The 24,938-nt window shown below is 24.5% G+C and carries 16 protein-coding genes; 1 reads left to right on the top strand and 15 read right to left on the bottom strand.

Annotated elements, in window-relative coordinates; genetic code table 11:
- Positions 1-102 precede the first annotated feature (102 nt).
- From HMPREF0216_RS08635 to HMPREF0216_RS08705, 13 genes are all read right to left on the bottom strand, one after another.
- Positions 103-486, bottom strand: coding sequence for a hypothetical protein (locus HMPREF0216_RS08635; protein ID WP_005213633.1), 384 nt, complete (start codon positions 484-486; stop codon positions 103-105).
- 62 nt (positions 487-548) lie between these two features.
- On the bottom strand, positions 549-1,934 hold the full coding sequence (locus HMPREF0216_RS08640) for an MATE family efflux transporter (RefSeq protein ID WP_005213634.1): 1,386 nt from the start codon (positions 1,932-1,934) through the stop codon (positions 549-551).
- A gap of 432 nt (positions 1,935-2,366) precedes the next feature.
- The gene (locus HMPREF0216_RS08645) at positions 2,367-3,290 is read right to left on the bottom strand and encodes a hypothetical protein (protein ID WP_040419487.1); all 924 of its coding nucleotides are present in this window, start codon (positions 3,288-3,290) and stop codon (positions 2,367-2,369) included.
- A gap of 13 nt (positions 3,291-3,303) precedes the next feature.
- Entirely contained in the window at positions 3,304-7,125 is a 3,822-nt protein-coding gene (locus HMPREF0216_RS08650) for a hypothetical protein (protein ID WP_040419489.1), read from the bottom strand.
- 565 nt (positions 7,126-7,690) lie between these two features.
- Entirely contained in the window at positions 7,691-8,479 is a 789-nt protein-coding gene (locus HMPREF0216_RS08655) for a TIGR00266 family protein (RefSeq protein WP_005213637.1), read from the bottom strand.
- 233 nt (positions 8,480-8,712) lie between these two features.
- Positions 8,713-9,303, bottom strand: a complete 591-nt coding sequence (locus HMPREF0216_RS08660) for a class I SAM-dependent DNA methyltransferase (RefSeq protein WP_005213638.1) — start codon at positions 9,301-9,303, stop codon at positions 8,713-8,715.
- A gap of 46 nt (positions 9,304-9,349) precedes the next feature.
- The gene (locus HMPREF0216_RS08665) at positions 9,350-10,597 is read right to left on the bottom strand and encodes an McrC family protein (RefSeq protein WP_005213640.1); all 1,248 of its coding nucleotides are present in this window, start codon (positions 10,595-10,597) and stop codon (positions 9,350-9,352) included.
- Complete coding sequence (locus HMPREF0216_RS08670) at positions 10,587-13,106, bottom strand: McrB family protein (protein ID WP_005213641.1); 2,520 nt, start codon at positions 13,104-13,106, stop codon at positions 10,587-10,589. Before HMPREF0216_RS08670 ends, HMPREF0216_RS08665 begins: the two co-directional genes overlap by 11 nt.
- Positions 13,107-13,151: 45 nt before the next feature.
- Entirely contained in the window at positions 13,152-15,392 is a 2,241-nt protein-coding gene (locus tag HMPREF0216_RS08675; RefSeq protein ID WP_320414740.1) for a DEAD/DEAH box helicase, read from the bottom strand.
- 1,046 nt (positions 15,393-16,438) lie between these two features.
- Positions 16,439-17,182, bottom strand: a complete 744-nt coding sequence (locus HMPREF0216_RS08685; RefSeq protein WP_005213649.1) for an OTU domain-containing protein — start codon at positions 17,180-17,182, stop codon at positions 16,439-16,441.
- Positions 17,172-18,023, bottom strand: coding sequence for a hypothetical protein (locus tag HMPREF0216_RS08690; protein WP_005213651.1), 852 nt, complete (start codon positions 18,021-18,023; stop codon positions 17,172-17,174). The genes HMPREF0216_RS08685 and HMPREF0216_RS08690 overlap by 11 nt, the downstream gene beginning before the upstream one ends.
- A 1-nt stretch (position 18,024) precedes the next feature.
- Positions 18,025-19,977, bottom strand: a complete 1,953-nt coding sequence (locus tag HMPREF0216_RS08695) for a hypothetical protein (protein WP_005213653.1) — start codon at positions 19,975-19,977, stop codon at positions 18,025-18,027.
- A gap of 942 nt (positions 19,978-20,919) precedes the next feature.
- Positions 20,920-21,345 (bottom strand): hypothetical protein, encoded by a 426-nt coding sequence (locus HMPREF0216_RS08705; RefSeq protein WP_005213659.1) that lies wholly within the window; start codon positions 21,343-21,345, stop codon positions 20,920-20,922.
- A gap of 420 nt (positions 21,346-21,765) precedes the next feature.
- Between HMPREF0216_RS08705 and HMPREF0216_RS08710 the strand changes: the two genes are divergently transcribed.
- Positions 21,766-23,457 carry a zinc-ribbon domain-containing protein gene (locus tag HMPREF0216_RS08710; protein ID WP_005213661.1) on the top strand — a complete coding sequence of 564 codons (1,692 nt, stop codon included), beginning with the start codon at positions 21,766-21,768 and terminating at the stop codon, positions 23,455-23,457.
- Positions 23,458-23,584: 127 nt separating this feature from the next.
- On the opposite strand, the gene HMPREF0216_RS08715 is transcribed toward HMPREF0216_RS08710, so the two are convergent.
- Together HMPREF0216_RS08715 and HMPREF0216_RS17495 are read right to left on the bottom strand one after the other, a co-directional pair.
- A complete protein-coding gene (locus HMPREF0216_RS08715; protein WP_005213663.1) occupies positions 23,585-24,301 on the bottom strand; it encodes a hypothetical protein in 717 nt (238 codons plus the stop codon).
- On the bottom strand, positions 24,294-24,764 hold the full coding sequence (locus HMPREF0216_RS17495; RefSeq protein ID WP_051040683.1) for a hypothetical protein: 471 nt from the start codon (positions 24,762-24,764) through the stop codon (positions 24,294-24,296). The genes HMPREF0216_RS08715 and HMPREF0216_RS17495 overlap by 8 nt, the downstream gene beginning before the upstream one ends.
- Between the last annotated feature and the right edge of the window lie 174 nt (positions 24,765-24,938).

Raw genomic sequence — 24,938 nt, forward strand, 5'->3', positions numbered from 1 at the left:
TATTTAAACCTAACAATTTTTATTAAAATCTCCATAATAAAAGTAGTACCTATTTATTTTAAAGAATAAGTACTACTTATAAATTTACCTTAAGCCAAAATTTTATCTATAAAATACAGCTGTTATTAAAAAATTTGTACCATATTTATCATTTCTAATAATTCCATCATTAGACCACTTTCCAAAACCAGCTTTAACTGCTAAAGGTCTTAAATCACCATAAAATGAAAATACACCTTTTGTCCAAATTTTTTTATATTCTGAAGCTTTTATAAGCTTCTTTACCTCTCTTAAATTTTTATTTGCTATTCTATTTACCTTAAAAATTTCCTTAGATATTTTAAAAAACCTTTTATAAAATAATGTACTATCACAATAATGAGCAAATATTAAACACTTAGTATTTCTACTTAAACTTATATTTCCTTTAAGAATTACATCATTTCTATCTGCTATTTTATATGCTTCATCAATTAAAGAATTCATATTAAACACTCCAAGCTTTAGTATATTCTCTTATTATTATTCTAAATACCTAAAGATTATATTCAGGCTGTCTTTATCCCTAAATCCTTGCTTTTTCCCATACCTTTAAACTCAAAATATATCATTGTAATAGATACTACTCCTGCTATAAAATCAGCAATAGGTCCTGAATACATTATTCCATCAATCCCCACAAATATAGGCAAAATAACTATTAAAGGCAATAAGAATAATATCTGTCTTGTAAGTGAAAGAAATATACCTTTCTTTGATTTTCCTATAGCTGTAAAGAAGTTTGATGATATAGGTTGGAAACAGTTTAAGAAAGTAAATAATAAAAATATCCTAAAATATTTTATTGCAAAAGCATAATAAATTTCTGAACCTGAACCAAATATAGATACTATTTGCCTTGGTAGGAACTGAAATACAAGAAATGCTATTACAGAAACTATTACTCCATATTTTATAGCTGTAGAATATGCTTTTTTTACTCTATCATATTTCTTTGCTCCATAATTAAAGCTTACTATAGGCTGTAATCCTTGTGAAAGTCCTATAACTATTGACATATAAATTTGATTTACTTTTGTAATAATTCCTGCACATGCAAGTGGTATTGATTCACCATACACAGATAATGCACCATAATATGTTAAAGATTTATTCATTACAATTTGTACAATCATCATTGCAAGTTGATTAAAGCATGGTGCTGCACCTAAAGAGACTATCTTACTTACAAATTCCCACTTAGGTATTAAATGCTTTCTTTGTATTTTACCAGTCTTATATTTAAATAAATATCTTAAAGCTAGTGATGCTCCAAAAATTTGTCCCACAATTGTAGCAAGTCCTGCTCCTACCATTCCCATATTAAAACCAAATATAAGTATAGGATCCAGAATTATATTAATTATAGCTCCTGATAAATTACATAGCATACTATATTTAGGGCTACCATCTGCTCTTATTAAATGTCCTCCACCTGTAGAAAATATTAAAAATGGAAATCCAATTGCAGTTATTCTTGTATAACTTTTAGCATACCCTAATACATTAGCTGGTGATCCAAAAAATACAAGCATAGGTTCTAAAAAAAGCTGAACTATAATACATAAAACCAATCCTGAAATAAACAACAAAAATGCAGAGTTTCCTACATAATATAGTGCCTTTTCCCTTTTTCCCTCTCCTAGTGTTAAATTAAAAGCTGATGCTGCTCCAATTCCCAATAATAATGCTAGTGCTATACATGATGTAGTAAGTGGAAATGTAATATTAGTAGCAGCATTTCCAAGCTCACCAATACTTCTTCCAATAAAGAACTGATCCACAATGTTATATAGTGCACTAACAAGCATTGCTATTATGCTAGGGATTGCAAACTGACTTAATAATTTATTTATCGGCTCTGTCCCTAAATTATTTTTTCTTTTATTCTCCATATATCTCTCCTCTTCCTTTGTCTTATTTATATATTATTCCTAAAATATAGACATTTATCATTTACTAAACGCCCATGAATATTTTACCATATATTCTTAAATTATCGTAATAATTAAATATATTATAAAATTTCCACATACTTAAAGGCAGTAATATAAAATTAATCATATTACTGCCTTTTTCAACTTATATATTGAAAATTAAATCTTTAATCATAATTTTCAAATATCTCTTATCATTTTACCAAATATTTTTATTTTCACATAATTCCCTATTATTGAGGTTTTCAGCCTTTAAAAATTAATCTGAATTCAACTAGTTATTTTAAATAAATACCTTTTTAGATAAATACATTTAATTTTGTAAGTTTAATATCGATAGATTTTTAACTAGATGCTTATACAATTCCTGATTTTATATTATATCTATTTTTAATTTTTAACTTCTGATGATAAATAAATAGCTAAATTTCCACTTATAAGTACTACTATCGTTATTTGCATTATTACATACCATACTTTTAAAATAAAATTATCACTTAAAAATTCTCCATTTCCCAGTAAGATATATGTCATATCAAATATGCTTGTGACACCTTCAAAATATACTCTTTCTCCAAAAATACTGTTAATTTTATTACATATATAAAATAATATTGAATAATCTAGTATAATATTTATATAACTTCCAATTGCTATTAAAATTAATCTTAATTTCTGTGAATTATTTTCTAATACACCATTTTCAAATTTTTTAAAAATATCTGGGATAAATACTACAAAAAAGTGGATAGGTCTAGAAATTCCATAAAACGCTAATACAATTACAGTTATTACATATATATAGTTATTGTTTAAATCTAAATAAATTGGATGATATATTAATATTATTATTAATATAGTAATTATAATATATATATTTTTTATCATCTTAAGTAAAAAGAATATTCCTTTATTTTTTAAATACCTTATATTTTTAATGTCTTCAATTTTTTCAACTTTACTTTTAATTTTTCTAGATAAGTAGAAAACTAAATATAATGGAAGTGCAATAAACGTAATAAAAAAAATAATATTTGAAATCAAAAAATTAATATCATTTTGATAACTATGAATAATTCTACTTCTAAGATTTAATAAAGAGAAAAATGTAAATATAAAAATACTTATTGTTAAATAAAAATATTTCATAATTTCAGATATTATTCTATTATGAATTCGCTTATTTTTATTCTCATCCTTTGACAAGTAATTCGCCTCATCTCTTAAAGAATAGTAAAATTTAAAAGATGGACTTACTAATCCTATTACTTTATTATATTTTTTTCTTAAATCATCAATTTTTTTATAATACATTCTGTGATCCCCTTTAAAATGGTAATCCATCTCTTCTCTTAACATTATTGCAATTAAATTCTGGTGGTACAGCTTTAAAATTCCTTTCATTCATTTGGAGATTATGATCAAGTATTTGAAATTCTCTTAAAGCTCTAATATCAATTTCTCCAACAAGCAATGTATCATTTATTCCTCCACTAATTTGCAATATATTTTTTTCATAAGTTGATGACGGTTTAATAATCCTACTATCCCCTAATGTAGAGTCATTTACTTGTGCACAATAACAATGTACATCCCTAACTAAAGACTCCATGATATTAGAGTAATAATTTATATCTCTATTATGTACACTTCCAACTAATAAATCTACATATGAAGTAAACAAAGCTCTATCTTTTATATTAGCCAACTCAAAACAACTAAATGAAGAGAAATCTATTCCTTTCCACCTTATTAAATCATATTCTTTTTCATAATCTTTTCCTTGCTCTGGAAGTTTCCATCCATACCCCAATACCCAGTCCTTTTCTTTAGGTGAATAATGATTTTTTAATCTTAATTTTATGATAGAATTAGCGTAATAATTATTATACTTTTTAGACAAGCAAGTTTTATATGGTATTATAGTAGCCATATAATTACAACATAATTTATTATCATAAACAATATGCTCTAATCCGCAAATAATAACAACATTATGCTTTCTACTAAAATTAGATAGTACTTCTAATAATTTAAACGGAATACTCGCTTCAGGAAATATTATCATTTCTGCTTCTTCTTTAACTGCTTGATTTAATAAAGAATATATCTTTTCTAATTTTTTTTCTGTATTTTGTGATATTTTCTTAAAACTGTTTTCTAAGTCCTTATCGTATATTTTCATATTTATTACTGCAATTTTAAGCTTGTCTTTTTTTTCATATTTATTTATAGATAAAATATTTATAACTCTTTCCTGTTGAGTAAAAAGATATTCTTCTCTATTAAAATATCTTAAATAATCTAATTTTTTTATATTTTCTCTCTTTTCTTTATTTTCCTTAACCAGTTCTTTTATATTTTTATTTATATTAGGTACTATGGTGTATTCATCATTACTATCATTAAAATTTAAATACTTATTAATAGTATTTTCTTCATTCTCTAATTCATATTTTTCTGTATCATCTAATCTATTTAATGAATTATATATTTTTTTACTACCTATAATTTCTTCACACCTACTTACAATTTTCCCCTGCCCTATTAACTTATTGATTTCATATAAAATACACTCATGGAAATGCACAACTCTGGGATTATATACCTTAGCAAATTCGTGAATTTCTTTCTTACAACCTACTACTTTATCTTTATTTAAACAACTTATTTCACATTTAGAATTTAACACATATACATTATCATTACTGCATTCATTAGATTCTGTGTTATAAAAATAATCAATAAAATAATCAAAAGATTTTTTATACTCTATATTTGAAAATTTACAACTTTTTAAATCAGAATGTATTTCTATTTTTTCATTAGCTTCATGTAAAAAATCAACATATACTAAAACATTACTACTTTTAATATATTCTAAATAGTTGTTATAACAATAATTAATTAATGAACTTCTTACTAAGGAATGATTTAGCATATTAGATTTTCTAATGTTCTCTTTTAAAGAATATATTTTTTCATATTTAAATAATAACTTATCATATCTGCTTAAATCATTTGTAGTATTTAAACCTTTTTCAATTATCTTATTATAATAATCTTCATCTTTTTTTTCTTTAAATTTTGAAATAAATAGTCCATCATCTAAAGAATAGTTTAGTGCAATAACAATTTTAAGATATGTTTTTAAATCATTTCTTAAATTAATCATTTTTTCTTCTCTATAATAAAATTTATTTATTAACGTATTATCTATTTGAATATCAATTTCATCTATATTTTTATTGATGGCTCTAAATATTTTAAATATATAACTATATTTTTTATTTAACATATAATAATTAAAAACTTTATCCCATAAAAAATAATATTTTATTGCTGCCCTACTTTCAAATATTCCTAATATTTTCTCATCTACATCTTTTGTACTATAACTATCCTCCAATTTATCTGAATATATTATTCTTGCTAAAAACTTGGATAAATCATAAGGATTTACATTAATATCATTAACACTTGAAATTTTATGAATAGTATCTTTATAATCTATTTTATATACTTCATTATCAAAATTCCTTATAATTTCATATCTTTCAGGTAAAAACTTAAATACACTAGCATTCTTCCTTAATTCTTCTTTAAAACTTCTAATTAATGAATTTGAACCTTCTTTTTTAAAATCATAAATTTTTACTTTTGAATCCTGTATTACAAGATAAGCACTCTCACTAATATAATTATTAAGAAGATATATTGTTTTAATTTCATTTCCATCAATATTTATTTTATCTATTAACTCTTTAATATTTTCTTCATTATCTACATTGTTTTTATCATTAACTAACTTTATTAACTTTTCTAATATATTTTTTTCATCCCAACTTGAATAAATTAAATTTTGTGTTTTATCCTCTTGTAAAAACCTCTCAAATTCTTCATTTAATTCTTCTTTACTAATATTTTTTTTATAAGTTACATAAATATTTTTTAATATTTTTATTTTATCTTGAACATTAATTCTTTTTATCTTTTTTATACATTCTTCCAAAGCCTCTTTATCTTCTAACGGTACTATTTCATTACATTGATTTTTATTATTTACAAAATAAATAGACTTTTTAAAAATCTCATTTTTACAAAATTTATTATTAAAGATATATTTATGAATATTATCTTCATTTTCTTTAATGTACTCCGCATTGAAAATTATTAATATATCATCAACATACCTTTTGTAATATAGTGGATTTAATTTATTTGTAAGTTCTTCATCAAAATTTTTTAAATACCAATTTCCTAAAATATTACTTGGTAAAAACCCTATTGGCAATCTAAATTTTAAATTTTTATCTTCTTTATTATTAAATTTCACTTCATGTATTTTAGATGATATAGTGTTTGAGTACCCTTTTATAACATTAAAAACAATATCATTAATTACTTCAAACGGTTTCAAATAGTTTTCACATTTAAATTTTCCATATTTTTTTTCAATTATATAATTATATTTTTCTAATATTTCATTTTCATATTTTTTATCTTTTAAATTTATAGAATAGAAATATTCTTTTATATCTAATGATAACATTATAGTTCTTTTATTATTTTTCATTTGCTCTTCAACGATGCTTATCCCATCATCTCTCCATGATTCATACATAGTATAATATGGCTTAAACAATTTTAAGTTATTTAAATACATGCTATCATCAAGAATATTTCCTGCAGCAAATTCTTTATACTCTTTTTCTAACTCTTTCCCTATTAATAAAATCCACACTACTCCTATAATTTGGGTTTTAATATCCAAATCATAAAAATGTATTATTTTATCAATATAGCTATTTTCTCCCATGACTTTATTCGTTATTATACCTTCTTCTTTTATTTCTCTATCTATTAGATTTTTAGGTAGTACTCTTAATTTAGCATCCACAGGAAAACTATTTTTATAATCTCTATTTTTCGATGATACTTTACTTATCTCAATTATTTCTCTAGCTAATTTTTTAAAGTAATTATCCATATTAGTTATATTAAATTCATTTTCACTTTCAAACTCAACAATTCTCTCTTTTAAATATATATTTCTTTTTTCATAATAAGAGTATGATTTAAGTTTTTTATATGCACTTTTTATGTATACCTCTAACCATTCTTCTTGACTTAACTTTTTTTTATCCATAATTTCTAAATCCTTTTCCATACTTTAATCAATATATTATCACAATACTTAATATTACACAATCTTACAACTTTATATTAAATTACTAAATAAATATCCAATAGTTCATCTAAAAGTTTATATAAGCAACATATTTATACAATAAATATGTTGCTTATATAAACTTTACTTCACTTTTATTGATCAATTACTAAATAAATATTACGCTTCTATTAAGTAGTTATTTTATTATAAAATCTATATTTATTCGTTCTTTTCAATATCATTAATTAAATACTATTTAATTAAGAATCATAAATCTTTCACTATATTTAGATCAACAAAAGATATATAAGAATTAAATACTCCTTATAGTTAGGCAAGAACATCTTTGTATGCTTTTATACTATATTTTTTAAATTCTAAATGTATTCTTTATAAAGCTAACAATGATGGTCATATAGCTATCAATATAGTATTTTCACATACTTAAAGGCAGTAATATAAAATTAATCATATTACTGCCTTTTTAACCTATATATTAAAAATTAAAATCAATACATTTCTATATTATTTTACACTTATATTAACTTTCAAATAAATTTCCTAATCCTCCAAGAATACTTCCTTCGCCTTTTGTGTTGTTAGTAAGCTGTGGTGCTGCTGATATAATTCTATCTGCAAATCTGCTAAATGGTAAACTTTGAATCCATACATCACCAGGGCCTTTAAGAGTTGCAAAAAATAATCCTTCACCACCAAATATACTATTCTTAAGTCCTCCAACAAATTGTATATCATAGCTTACATTTTTAGTCATAGCTACTAAACATCCAGTATCTATCTTTAAAATTTGTCCTGGCATAAGTGTTTTTCTAACTATAGTTCCTCCACCATGAATAAAAGCTAATCCGTTTCCTTGAAGCCTTTGAAGTATAAAACCTTCTCCTCCAAAAAAACCTGCTCCTATTTTTTTAGTAAAAGCAATATCAAGACTTATTCCCTTTGCACAACATAAAAATGCATCCTTCTGACAAATTAACTCTCCTCCTAAGACTGTTAAGTCCATAGGTAGTATTTTCCCTGGATACGGAGCTGAAAAAGCAACACTTTCTCTTCCATATCCCATATTAGTAAAAGCAGTCATAAAAATACTTTCACCTGTTAATGCTCTTTTTGCAGCTCCTCCTATTTTACCAAATAATCCCCTACTATTTTTTTCACTACCATCACCTAAAACAGTTTCCATAACAATGCTATTATCCATCATCATCATGGCTCCTGCTTCTGCCATAACAGTTTCATTAGGATCTAGCTCTATTTCTACAAATTGCATTTCACTACCATGTATCTTATAATCAATTTCATGTACCATATACCTTTATCTCCTTATATAATATTAGATGCTTCTTTTTCAAGTTCCATTTACTTTTCTAACTTATTCATCTTTATTTCTCACTTCTTTTATTAATTTAATTATTCGATTAGTTCTTTATACTTATATATAATTCTTTTTCCAAAGAAACTTGTATATTCAATATCAGCTCTAATTACAACTATATTCCTTCTTATAAACATATTATTTTATCATCATTATATACATTATACTTACTTAGTTATTAAAACATTTAACCATTCTAAGTTACTTCTTCCACCAAGAGTATCACCTGATTTGTAAATTTTTCTTATTATTAGTTCTGGAATATTTTTAATCATTTCTTCAAAGCTTTCTTTTGTATAGCAATTAAAATATCTTCCCTTATCATCAATATACTCATTATTGCCATACTTAAAAGACATATAAAAAACTCCGTCTCTATTTAAATTACAAGATATATTCTTAATTACATCAACTATATTACTTCTATTAACATGAAGTAACGAAGCACATGCCCATATTCCATCATAACTTTCAGTTAATCTTAAATCTTCAAATTTACTAACTATAACTTCTTGTCCAATAACTCTTGAAGCCAGCTTTGCTAACTCCTTTGAACCATCAACTGCCGTTATTTTATATCCCTTATCTATAAATACTTTACTATCTCTACCGGAGCCACAACCTAAATCTAAAATTGCTCCTCCACTTGGTATTTCACTTAAAAAGTCACTATATAAATGACTCATATCAATATCTAATGTACTTTCTACATAGCTTTTTGAATTACTATTATAAAAATCTACAGTCTTATCTTCCATTAAGTTCTCCTACTTTTCTTTTATAATTTAAATCAATATAACTATCTTAAATAATTAATTCATATAATTCATTCTTTGTTTTTTCATAATTATCTAAAGCAATTTCACATACTAAAATTTTCTTATTTCCATCAACATGATTCAAGCTCCACCTTGAGTGTTCAATATCACTGTTAACTTTAGGATATAATAAAATACATTCTTCACACTCTATATATGTTGTAATATAAGCATACATTTGATAAATATCACTTTGAGAGTAAACTTCCCTATCATTAACAGATGAACTCTTCCACTTTGTATCAATTATAACCTTAGGTTTATTATCTTTATATATAACAATGTCAGGTTTTAATGCTATTTCATTTTTTTCTTTTAAAGTATTCCATAATAAATATCTAGATTTTTCCTGAGGATTTACTTTGATATTACTGTCATGAAAAACTTTCTTCAATAAAATTCCAATGTATTCCTCATATAAATAATTAATTTCAAATAAAATTGAAAATCCATTTTCTTTCCCTAATGATTTATCCATACTTGAATTTAATAATATTAATTTTGCTAATGTAAAACACTCTAAAAATCTATTATTAATTCTATTTAATCTATAATTTGAAATAATATTATTAGAAATATACATATCTGAAACTTCATTAAAAACATTATTTATAATACTTAAATCCTTCTTTACATCATCATTCTTTGTTGAAAGTAAAATAACATTAATAGCTCTTTTTAAAATAGCATTAAATAAATTATCCTCAGTAAATTCATCATATTTACAATTCATTTTATTTTTATTAATCGTATTTTCTTTTATACTTTTAGATATTAGAATTTTTCCCCTTATCATACTTAATGCTTCTTCTTTAGAAACATATTCTCTATATAACCCCTTTTCCAATTCACTTAAAAGTTTTTTTGAGAATATTTTTGCCAAAATATCTAGTAATGAATTATTTAGAATATTACTATTTAATAACTCTTTTATATCTACAGATAGTTTATTACACTTAGAAAGCATAAACATAAGAATTTTCCTATCTTTTATTATGTCATTACTTAACGATATCTTAGGCAATATCTCAATAATTAAATTCTTTACCTTTATTATTCCAACATAGTTAATAAATTTAATTTTATTATAATCATATACTATTGATTTATTACCTATATTTTTCTTTAAATATAAACAAAGCTCTCTATATTCAGAAGATGTTATTTCATTATCTTCACTACCAATACTTAACCAATCGTAACCTTCTTTTAAAATTATATATTTAATCTTCATATATGTTTTTAAGCTCCTCTATTCCAATATTAGATTTTACTCTAAAGAATTCTTTAGAGCCTATATCACTAATATTTTTGAAGCCCTTAAATATTTTATTTGCTGATTTTTCCTCTTTATAAACAATATATTTATCACCTTCAGATGATCCTATTCCCCCTAGAATCATTCCTACTTTTTCATTGTCTCCATAAAAATACTCTTGTAGTAATGGAATTATTTTATTAATAACTACATTGATAATATCTGAATACGAATTACAGTTAACAAAATATGCATGTCCTATTAAATGATCCCTATCTAATAAAAATTCTATCCTTTCATTAATTGCAATTAATAACTTGTCTAACTCTATACCATCAATTTCATCTAATATCTCATAATTAGGCATAATTTCTTCAAATATAAATCTTCTTCTTAATGCAATATCAATTTGAGCTATAGATTTATCAGATGTATTCATTGTTCCTATAATATATAAATTATTAGGAAGACTAAATTTTTCCTTTGTATAAGGTAAATTAGCTACAATTTGATTACTTGTCCCTATTCTTTTATCCTCTTCTAATAATGTAATAAGCTCACCAAATACTTTTGATATATTACCTCTATTAATTTCATCAATAATAAGCACAAACTTCTTTGCTTCTTTAAAAGCTTTTTCTTTATTAATATAATTATTAACCTTAAGTTTTTTATCATTGTAACTTAATTCATCTTCTTTATACTCCTCTTTTAACCCTTCATAAGCTGCATTATAAGATATTCTTTTTAAGATACCATCTTCTGTTACAAAATTACCTTTTCCATCCGATTTTAAACCTTCTATAAATTCCTCATATCCATAACTTTGGTGGAATGTACAAAATGCAATTTGACCCTTATCAACAAGCTCTTTATATTGATTTAATATAGCCTCTCTATTATCTTCAGCTATTTCTGAATATCCTTCAGGATCAATTATTTCTAATGCTTTATTTATAACATTATAAGTTTTTCCTGTTCCCGGAGGTCCATATAAGATAAAATTCTTATTATCTTCATTTAACTCATCTACTTCATTAGATATATTTTCTTCTATCTCGTGTGGTAAGTTAATATTGTTTAAAATTATATCTAAAACTTTCTCATTTTTTATTTTAGTAAGTGTACCTAAATAATTTATTCCCTCAATTTCTCTAACTTCTTTTGATATCCATTCTACAGGAATAGTATGATGTAACCTTTCATCATATTCATACCCACTAGTAGCATCTTCAAGCACCTTAGCTACTGCTGATATTTTAAAAACAGAAATATCTCTCTTTTCTCCCTTAGTAAAAGAACTTTTTAATATAACAATATCATCTTTTTTTATCTCACTAAAATTACTTAAGTTTTTAATTGTATTATTATCACAATTATTTTCCTTTAGATACTCTTTCAAAGTTCTTTTATTTATAATTACATCACTTAAGTCTTCTTCAAAATATCCAACTGCTATTTTATTCTTCTCTATTAAATCTGGAAGTATATTATCTCCATCATAATTATGTCCTAAAGCCCAATAAGTTATTTTTCTTGGAGCCTTGCTAATAGTTTCCCATACAAAATTTGATAACTTAAACATCTCCCAATCTTTAAATGCATCCATTTCCTTAAGCTTTTTAGTTGCTAAATAATTTATTTCTACAATATTTTCTGCTGATTTATCTATATCTAAATTTAATATTTCTGCTAATGGAATTAATACTGATGATGAATAAACATCTATAAATTTATTTGGCAAATAAATTGATAATATTTTTAGTAACACCATATTCCATAATGGTGGATTTAATTCTTTTATTCCTTCTATATTGTCTTCCCTTGCAAACTCTATTGATTTTACTATTTTAGAAATAAGATCATTATATTCATACTTTAATTCATCACCTTCAATATATCTTTTCTTATTTCCATATCCTATGCAATATTTTCCGGTAGCATCCATATAGATATAAAACTTAGAAGCATTACCTCCACCAATAGCTCCACCTATTTCCTTTTTTCTCTCTAACCAATAAGTAAATACATCATTATATGTATCTGGATAATTTGCCTTTAGAACAATATACTCCTCTATGGGCATATCTATTAATTTATCTAAAGGGAACCTTTCAATAAATTTACTCTTATTATCTTCTAAAGTTTCAAAAAATTTATCTTTACTAATGTAATCTTTTGATGCTTCTATAAATTTTCTTAGCTTTTCATCTATTATTGTTTCTTGTACTTGATGTTTTTCTACTACTGATTCCATATCCACTTCTGATCTAGCTCCATATCTTAAATTTTCTACTCTCCAATAATATCCTCTACTAGGCTTTCCACTTTCACTTGCTCTTTCTAAACTATCCCCAACTGCCTGTACATTTAAAAACCTTCTTACCTCTGGAAAACTTTTAAATTCTGCTACTAAATCTGTTCTATCTTTATCTCTATAACATTTTATATCTGCTAATGCTACTGTTCCAGCATATTTACCCATTTATATCTTCCCCTTTTATCTTATATATTTAAATAATATTAAATGCTAGTCCCCATAATACGATCTCAATCTTTCATCACATCTATTAGCTATCCATACTTTTTCCTCTCTAGAAAGCTTCTTCCATATTACTTTATTAAACTGAACATATTCTATATCTCTACATCTCTCCATAAATCGCATATCCTCAAAGCGCTTAAATGGATTAGAAAATATATTTGTCTTAGTTTTCTTTCTATCAATTACTTCATCATTATAATGAGATCTCTTCTTTTCAGCTTGTAATCCCCTAATCTTTCTATCTTCGTAAAAATCAATAAAATAATCAATAATATCTTCAACTAAAACTCTGCCTTTATCATCTGATTCTTCTAGCATAGCTTTCAATAATACTGGTTTATATGAGTATGCCATATCCATCTTTTCTACAAACTCCATAAATTTTTCTTTAATATTTGTATCATTAATAAGTTGCCATCCAAATTCTTCTGCATATTTCTTTATAGTTTCTTCTTTAAAATACTTAAAGGTATTACTACTACAAGGTACTTCTAAATCAGCTACTATTTTTCCTTCTCTTATATACCTTGAAACAGTCTCTGCTTGCACATCAACTCTTCTTACAAACTCTATTTGAGATATCATATCTTTAGCAGCATCATACCAATTGAATAAGTCTATATGTTCATAATCTAAAACATTAATTGGTAAATCTATTAATTCTACAGGCTTTTCTCCTCTTCTTAGAAAATCAGCTTCTATAAATTTTCTATCCCCCTGTCCAAATACTAACGCACCTGGAACATATTCTTCAATATTAAACATTCTATGACAAGATAATGGCGCATTAAATAAATTAGCATTATCTATAAAATCAAATACTAATAAATATTCCTTTCCTTCACAAAGTCTAGTTCCACGTCCTAGTTGTTGCATATAAATAACTTTTGACATTGTTGGTCTTGCCATAAATAATACTTCTGTTTTGGGACTATCCCAACCTTCATTTAATAAATCACAGGCACATAATACTTTTATATTTCCCTCTTCATAATCTTTTAATATTTTAGATCTTTTACTCTGCTTCATAGCACCAGATACTGCTTCAGCTTTTATACCATTTGCTCTAAAAAGATCTGCTACTTGTTCTGCATTATTTACTGATGCACAAAATACTACAGTTCTTTTATCTTTTACAAACTTTAAATATGTGTCTACAATAATTTTATTTCTTTCTGGTACAAATAATTTACTTTCTAAATCTTTAGCATCATATTTAATACCATTTATCCTTACGTCTGAAATATCTATATCTGTCTTAATTCTTATACATCTTATTTCTGCTGCATGCCCTCTCTTTATTGATGTTTCTAAATCCATCTTATGAGCAACATTTTTAAATATATTTAATATATCTTCACCATCTGATCTTTCTGGTGTAGCAGTTAATCCTAGTGTAAAATCTGGCTCAAAATAATCTAATATTTTACCATAAGTATTAGCTGATGCATGATGAGCTTCATCTATAATTATGTATTTGAAATCATCTTTATTAAACTGTTCAATATTAGCAGAAATACTTTGAACTGATCCACATACAACATAAGCATCTTTCTCCTTAATATCCCCCATATATGTTCCAGTATCAATATCTTTCCAAAGCAATTGAAACTTTTCTTTAGCTTGTTCAACTAATTCTTTTGTATGAGCTATAAATAAAGTTCTTTCTCCTACTGATTTTGCATCTTCAACAGCAGTTACAGTCTTACCAATACCAGTTGCATGATATAATAAAGCAATGGTATTACCTTGTTTTCTCATATTCTCCAAGCTACTAAGAGCCTCTTCTTGATAATCTCTAAGTTCTAACACATTTCCTTGAGGTTTTAATAAACAATCTTCTTTACCTTCTTCTATTACATCACTTAAGAAGGTATATATTTCATCCTTAACTTTATCAGTAAACCTTTTAAGTTGCCCATCAGTCCATCTATAAACTTTCCAATTATTATAAATCATTGAGTTTTGTTTTAATAAATCATCATAATACTTTTCATGAGATACCTTACCTGGTTCATGAACACCTTCCCCATCTATTTCGATTGCAATCTTTTCATTATCAGTTAATACTGCAAAATCTATATATCTATTTCTACCATATATATCTTGTATTCCATATTGAATTAATAACTTTCCTGTCTTTTCTGGACCAAAAACTTCACTAAAAAGCTCGATAAATTTATCTTCTGCTCCTGATGCTAATTTTATTTTTTTATCCTTAGCCATCATTTTCCTCCTAAAACTTATGTTTTATTATATAGAATATTATAGCATATAATGATGTTATTAAATGTATCAGGGTACTTATAAATAATAAGATGCTAAACTATTGAATCATATATTTATATCACTATATAAATCTCTCTTATAAAAAAGCTCTACTTTAAAAGTAGAGCTTAAACCACTAATTATATTACATAAAATTCTATTATTATGATATTTAGCATCTAAATTTTAAATTTAAAATACTATTAGTATTTATTTTATCATGAGTTCCCATTTACACCATTCTAAGATTATATATTTGCTTAATTGAGTCAAATAAATAATTTAACTTATCTTTATCTCTTGGAATCACTTAATAATCTTCATTATCCTAATGTCCTATTTTAGAAACATCTCTCACTAATTTTTTGTGATCATTAATACTTCCCCATTTACAATTAAACCATCTTTTAATTTGCTTTTTTATAGGATATATATCTACTATATTTTTATTATTTAGTCTAAACTCACTATACAACTCTGTACACTTAATACCTATGTTACCATCTAAACTAAGATATATTCCTTAATTTCATTATATAGTTCTTTTAGTTCTTCTAGAGTATTATTTTTATATACCCTGATTTCTTTATTTACTAATTTAACTAACTCACTCGTAGTTTCTATTATTAACAAATTCAGCACTTCTTGAAGCCTTTATATGATTAAATCTTACTGTATTATTACTAAAGTTCTTAACTTCTCATAATTCAAATGATAAATCTCTAAAATTTATTGATTCTTTTTGGTAATTGTTGAATTTAGGTCATATAAATATTACCCTAGGTTGTGACTAAGCTATATCCTCTCTTTTTAAAGTATTGTTGTAATTTTCATTATACTTAAATATACACTCTGATTTATTGTTTACAAGCAAAGATAATGTTACTCCTTTATTCTAATAGTGAACAATATAATTTTTTTATAACATAAATAGTTTCTAGACATAAGTACTCTCTCCACCTTATTCTATGCTAATAATTTATATCTATATAAAATTATATTTTTTAATTTATATCATAATAATAACTCAAATACTCCAAAAACGGTTTCTTCAAAGCTTCTTTATCCATCATAGGAGACATTATTACTGGATAACTTTTATTAAATTCAAATATAACAAATCTCCCCACCCGTGGATCTTTTCCTAACTCAGGTCTTCCCTTTATTTTAGACTTTAATATATCAGATAAACCTAACTCATAAGTAATATCTAATATATTCAATAAAAACTTATCATTTCTAAAAATATCATATTTAATAATGTAGTTATATAAATCAAGATTATCAATTATATATTCATAATATTTCTCTCTTTCTTCCTTTTTAGTAATATTATCGTTTATATACTGTGCTCCTAACACACATTTATATATATAATTTTCCCAATCAAAATCTCTTATTACTATATTATTAAATTTACTTCTACTATCTTTTATATCAGGATAATTCTCTAATAAATAGTCTCTTTTATAAACACAAAGTAAAGAATGCCAAAATATCTCTTCAAAATGAACATCCCTATCTGTATTTAAATAACTTTTTGAAATAACATCAAATGCTTCAAAGAATAATTTTTTCTTTTCTTCCTCATTTCTCGTACCCATATAAACTGGAAAATCTGGTATTTCATCTATATGTACAATTTCTCCCGAAAAATAATCATCATTATTTCTTATTTGATCTTCTAAAAAATCTTTATAAAATTGATCATTCTTTTTATATCCCTTTTTTAATAATCTAATTTCCATCAGAATATAATCTCCTTACTGCTGACGAATATTTTTCTATAACTTTATCTGATATAGAATAAATAACTTCATCCATATTATCTATATTTAACTCCCTAATTTTTTTCTTTTTCATAAGATTATATAATTTAAAATCTAAGCTATCTTCTGGAATCTCCATATCATCTATATCTACACTTTCATTATCTTCCCCATTATTTACAATAAACCTATACATTGCTTTTTGAAGGCCCATATATACATACGGATTATTAAATGCACTGCTATTAGACATACTAGAAAACTGTAATTCTTCATTTTTATAATTAATAATAATTGTTTCACTTCCAATTTCAATTTTTATATCAGACTTTAAATTTGGATTAACCTTCTTTTCAAACAACTCTAATGGTTTAGCAATACTTCCATCGAACATTGGGCAATTTGAAAATCCTAACATTGAATTTTTAGGTACAATTATTTCATCCTTAAATTCGTTATAGAAAGAACTTAAATCATCATTATCACTAAAGCTTATATCTTCTTTAGATTGAATAAATAATTGTATTGTGGTTCTTTTACTTAAGGATATTCTTGATTTTGAAATACGCTTAACCTTTTCTCCTAAATCTAAATTAAAAAATTTATTATCCTTAGATTTAATTACTAATATCAATATAGCTTGTCCATTTTCTAATAATCTTGTTATAAATGTAGATGTTATATCATAATTTATTTCTAAAATATAATCATTAGTATTTTCTTCAAGATTAACTTCTAATGTAAAGCTGCAATTTTCATAACTATTGGAGCTATTTGTTAGTATTGGATATGGAAAGTTAGCATCTTTTTTATAAATCATATTACACCTCCACATAGTACATAAACTTTAATGCTTTATTATAATTATCTTTAAGCTTCAATTCTATTTGTACATTTCCTTTAACTATCTTTACATCTTTAATTAAATTGTTATCTATCTTACATTTTGCCTCTGTAGCTTTATCAATAATGTGTTCATAATTATTTTTCAAATTAAACTCATTAGCATATTCTTCACCCATACCATCAATAACAGCTAATGCAATATCACATACCTTTGCATTTTTTATCTCAGGACTATCTGTAAAATCAAATTTTATATATTCTTTATCTCTTATAATTAGCCTTTTTACTCTATCAGGATAAGTATTATATCTTGTTAGCTTTTCTATACTAGTTTCTTCATCATCTTGTTTTTCCTGTTCCTCTATTTTAGGCTTTTTAACTTTTTTAACTGGCTTCTTCTTCTCTTTCTTTTTATCTTTATCATTCTTATCTTTAGGTTCTTTCTTTTTAGGTAGATCTTGATTGACTTTAACTATAGTTTTTTCTTTATCACCTTTATTTATTTTTACTGTTCCTAATGATTCTGAAAGCTCTTGCTTAAACTGATTTTCAACTATATATAATATTTCTTTAGTATCCATAACTCCATCTGTTGGATTACTCTTCTTTATCTCAGCTTCAATTATCTTTTTCATTTCCTTTGAAATATTATTTATAAATCTTTTAGCATTTTTTTGTAGCTCTTGATCTTTTATATGTTCACATGAAAGTTCTGTATGTGATTCATTTTCAAGTGATTTTAAAAATGCATCTTCAGCAATTGATTCTGGTATTAAAATAGCATTAAAAGGCTTATTCACATTCCCTGTAATTTTTTTATCTTCTATTTTCATACCTATAGTTCTTATAATAGCCATACGCCCTTTTGTAATTGCTTCATTATAATTAAAATATAATTTAAAACAATATTCCTTATTCATATCTTTAATTTTAATTACACTTGGTTTATTATTCATATATGTATTTAAATATAAAGGAGTAAATTCATCCTTTATTTCTGATATCTCTTGAATATAGTAATTCTTATCAGTTATATACTTTTTAATAGTTTTTCTATTTATAGTCTTATCATTTACTATTACTTCTAATTTATTTTCAAGTATGGCAATAAAGAAACTATCGCATACACTTTTAATAATGTCTTTTTCACTATTAAATTGTTTCCTTAAGAAAGGAATAATAATTTTTAAACCTCTAGTATTTTTTTCAAATACTTCATTAAATGTATTTTCGTAAGGATAAAATCTTTCTTCATTATTTTCTATCTTTTTTATATCGGTAAAATATCCTGTAGAACGATAATATTTTTCTTTATACTTATGTTCTATAAGTTGAACTGTTCCCCCTAAGTGCTTATTCCCTTGATCATCACAGTTTGCAAAATACATCATATGTAACTCTGATGCAGCATTAGAAGCTATCTTACCTATACCATGAGATCCGCCTCTAGCTTTTTCTAATGAAGTATCCTCTTCTTCCGAATGGACCCCTTTATTATATGCATATATTCCCCATGTATCTTTAGGATCATAACTTTGTCCATTCTTAGCGCCTGTTAATCCTTTTGTATTAAAATCCTCAAAAGAAATAAAATCTATTTCTTCTGCATTCATTTTATTTTGCATATGCTCTATAGTTTCTTTAGTATAATTATTTCGTCCTATTAAACATGAAATTCTATCTTTTATATCTTCAAGTCCAGGTATGTCATTTTTATTAACTTTACCAGTCTTTATAGTTACTATTACCGGATTACTTTCTCCTGGTACCTTTCCATCTAATGAATTTTGTATATTTTCTCTTACAAGTCCTGATATTCCCAAATCATAAAATCTTTCTAATACTTTGTTAAAAGTTGATTCCTCTATTCCCGGAATAACAGAAAATTTCCAAAGATTTCTGATATTGTTTTCAAATATATTTATCATATCGTTTATTCCTTTTCTTTAATTTATATTCTTTCACTTTCCAAATACTTTTCATTAATGTATTTAAAATAAATCATTGGTTTATTTACACTATTTGTTCTATTTAAATTATATAATAAAATTATTTATTCTTATGTCGAATAATGCCCTTATATTTATGGTATATTATGGTTGTAATTAAAATTTACTACAAATATTCTTGTGTTTTATTTTATCTTTATTACATTCTTTAATTTTATTAAATAAATAAAAAAATCTTAAAAATATTCTCTAACTTTTTTACTTTACTCTAATCTTAAAGTAAAAATATTGATTAAGCTTATAGCACTATTAGTATCTTCATTGTGAATTACTTTGAATTTCTTATCATCAATTTCATTAAATATTGCTTTATTTGTATATTTATCCTACTATTGATTAAAATAAGTTCTAATATGAATTTATGGAGACACTATGAAATCAATTATTAACCCTAATCTTTATCATGGTAAAAATAAAAAAACTAACTTCTTTGAAAGCTGGTATTTTAAAATTGTTTCTAAAGATAAAAAAAATACCTTTGCCATAATTCTGGAATTTCAATAGGAAATTCTCAAAATAATAGACATAGTTTCATTCAAATTCTAGATGATATAAATAAATTTTTTAACTATTGTAAGTTTTCATTTACAGACTTTTCATATTCTAATGCTCGATTTTTTATTTCTATTAACAATAATATTTTTTCTTTAAATCATCTTGTATTAAATATTAATTTTGATAACACTTCATTATCTGGCAAATTGAACTTTAGTAATCTCTATTATTGGCAAGATTATTTAATTAACCCTGGAATCATGGGCTTTTATAATTATTTAAACTTTATGGAATGTTATAGCCAGGTTTGTGCATTAGATGGTGGTATTTATGGTTATTTAAAATTAAACAATAAAGAAATAGACTTTACTGATGGAAAGATGGTATAGTATATCCATAGAAGTAATCTTCTTTAAATTCTAATGAACAGCTTCCCATTCCATATACAATAGAATTATAGATTTGATAAATAATTTCCCTTTCTCCATTACTCTTTAATTTACATATAGATAAATTAGCCTTATTAGAACCAACAGCTTCTAAGTCTTGAAAATATATATTATCATCATAACAATAAACCTCTAATATCATATAACTATCTATTGTATTATTTTCTTTTTCAAAATCATATTTATAAACTATTTCAGCTTTATCAAAACATGAGATATCTTCATCCATAACCTTTGAAGTATCTTCAGTGAGCTTTTTTAAAGGTATTTTATAAATAGCGTTTTTGTATTCAAAATTATTATCTCCAGCAGCAAAATATAGATTTTTGCCATAAGTAATCATTATTCCTTGTTTACTTCCCTTATCTACATCCTTAGAATTAAATATGTCAATTGATACTCCTGATTCTGATTTTGATTTAGAATCATAATATGATGAAGTCTTTCCTGCTCATCCTGTTATCATAAAAGCTGCTATTAAATAAAATATAAAAGTTGTTATCATAAGCTTCACTTTTTTATTTTGGGAATACATACTCATTCTCCTCATTTTTTTATACTAATTAATATGTATTCATTTTAGTATTGTTTCAATACTTATATTCTTTAATAATAAAAATATTTAGCTATGTTTAAAGAATGTTTATTTTAAAACATAAACAAATGCTTAAATTAAATATAAATTACTAATAATTACATTACTATAATTTCTATAAACTATGATATAATTTCGATAATATTAAAGTATAATAGGTGAACTTATATGGATAAATTTAAATATATAGGGGAAGGTGCTGCCCTAAAAAGAGCACAAAACTGGTACAAAAACTTTCTTTGCATCTTAGCTGAAAATAATGCTTATTTAATCAGTGATTATTATGGTTCAAAGGAAGAAGTAATAATACATTATAAAGAGGCAGATATAAAAACCTCTCCTCAAGTTTTTATTAATCATTATCTTCCTTCAACAAAATCTTTTGAAGAAATTTGTGAAGATAATGGAGATAAATTTATTAAATATGTTAATTGTAATGATTCACAATTAGCAGCACTAATTAAAGTTCCTAATGGTGAAATAACCATGACTAAAAATAGTTATATGAAATTTATTAAAAGCAGAAGTACTTTCTTTACCTTTCTTTCTGAAAACAATGCAATATTAAAGAGCCCATACTTAGGCTTTAATATTCCTTCAGTAATATATTATAAAGACAAGCATTTTAATATGGATTTTCCATCATTCAAAAGAGCTGTAAAATCTACAATTAGTTTTGAAGAAAAATGTTTAAAAAATGGTGATTTATTTATTAAATATAAAGATATAAATGATGGTGCTTCTATAGCATTAATTAAAAATAACACTAATGATATTTTAGAAATGAGTAGTAGAGCTTATGATTTATTTATTTCTGGTAGAAACTCCTTTTTTAAAGCATTAAATAAAGTTAATGCAATATTATTAGGATCATATTTAGGAACACATATTAAAACTACAATTAAATATAAAGGAGCAATAATTGATACAACTCCTCATAATTTTATATCCCAAACTATTGTTAATACTAATATGCTACAAAAAGCTTGTGAAAAAAATGGAGATAAATTTATTAAATATACATATAAAAAAGATGGAGTTATGCTTTTTTTATTAGAAACCTTTGATGGTGGATTTGTTGAGTTATCTAGTAATAATTATGGTCAATTTATTAAAGCACGATCTGACTTTTTTAATATTATTAAAAGAAATGGACATATTTGCACTTCCCCTTACTTAGGAAGTAATGAAGATATTGAAATTGATTTTTGTTGTGGACATGCTCCTAGTACCAAGAAACCTATAAATTACAAAATTTATGATACATATGGTTGTATTTCTTGCTATTATGATAATATCTCAAAAGATACTAGAATTAATAAATTAAATGACAAAAATATTCTTACTAATACTTTTCCACATTTACTTAATGAATGGTCTGATAAAAATATAGAACCTCCTTCTAATTATTCTTATGCTAGTAAGGAAAAGATATTTTGGAAATGTACTAATGGTCATAAAGATTTTCTTCAAAGTATTACTGCTAGAACTTTACAAGAGCAAGGCTATCCTAAGTGCTCTCAATCAAAGGGTGAAAAAATAATATGCTCTTATCTAGATAGTATTGCTTTAGATTACTCTGTTCAACTTACTTTAGAAAATAATAAGAAATATGATATTTTTGTTGGAGCTTATAATTTAATAATAGAAGTTCATGGTCTTCAACATTATGAAGAGGTAGATTATTTTTCTAATAGATCTTTAATAGAAGAAAAAGAAAATGACTTAAATAAAGAAATTTATGCTAAGAAAAAAGGATATAATTATATAATAGTTGATTATAGAGAACATAAACCTAGCCTAGCTTTATCTCGATTTAAAGCTCAATTTTCTTCTTTTATAGATAACTATACTAAGTAAATTTAATTAAAGAGTAGGCAGAACTTTTTTGTATAAAACTGCCACTCCTTAAATTCTTATCTAAAATTTTTAATAGATACTATATTATTATTTATATAAACTCAATATATTTTAGGAAAATTATCAACTAACTATTTACAATCCTTTTATATTCATCATACCAGTCAATATTCCATCCATTTTTAAAACATAAACTATACAATTGATCTTCATCATTAATACACTGACTAGTTATTAAGTTATGGGTTTCCTTATTAACTATAAAGCCATTCCATATACACTCCGAAAACTCTGGATACATCGAAACACTTCTTATGTGTGAAAACTCCGCTAGTTTCTTATCTAATTTCCTATTAGTAAGCTCATCTTTTACTATTTTAAACCTATTAATTCTCTGCTTCTTAAGTTTCTTTATATTCTTTTCCTGCAACTCTTTTGCTTTAGTCTGTAAAACCTTAATATCATTAGATTCATTTATTTCTTCTAAAATACTAAAAATAAGCTTTAAATATTCATTTTTAGGATTTGCTTCTATTCTTTTAGCTATTATTGAAACAAGACTTGACCATATAACGTAAGTTTTACTATTATAGTTAGCTTTATACTTACTGTTAATTCCCTCCAAAATATACGCTGCATCACTCTTAGTTTTGACTCTTATTATTGTGTGAAGTTTACTACAATCAAACCATATAAAACCTTTATTATCTACAATTCCACTACCAATGGCATTATATATTTTCTTAACAGTAATTTTATCTAATTCTTCTGCCTTCTTAGGAATTTTATATTTTATGTCTTTTATATAAGATTTAATAACTACTAATTCTTTATTTTTATTCATGATTTACCATCTTGTTATAAATGCTTGTTAATTCCGCCATAGCTTCTGCTGATTTTTCTGATTTACAAACATCTGGATGAATATTTCTCGCTATATTCATATACCATTCTCTTGCTGCATTTTTATTTACATATAGTGATTTATATATTTTTAGCTGTTTCATTCTTTCTTCTCCATCCAACTCTAACAAACAAAAAATATACTTATCAGCTTGACTTTTAAAGTAATTTAAATTATTTTCACTAGATTGTACATCATTATCATTAAATACATTAATTATTTTCTTTAATGCTACTATTTTATCATATTGCCCTTTCCAACTATTACTTCCCATCTTTATAAAACCATCTAATTTTTTTCTTCCAGTTAATTTTTTTATATCTTTATTAATTTCCATTTTAACAGTTCTTAAATTTCCTATTTGCTTTAATTCTTCAATACTGTTTGCTTCATACCACTTCATTTTAATCATACTCCTATACTATATTTGCTTAATACAATATATATTAAGTACTAATATTAAATATAAGAATTTATTTTTAAATATCCTAAATTTAATTATTGCTTTCCAAAACTAATTAAATTTATTTGAAATTAATTATCATCAAAACTCTTCCTTTTATTTTCTCATTCTTAC

This window comes from Clostridium celatum DSM 1785, assembly GCF_000320405.1.
GTDB classification, from domain to species: domain Bacteria; phylum Bacillota; class Clostridia; order Clostridiales; family Clostridiaceae; genus Clostridium; species Clostridium celatum.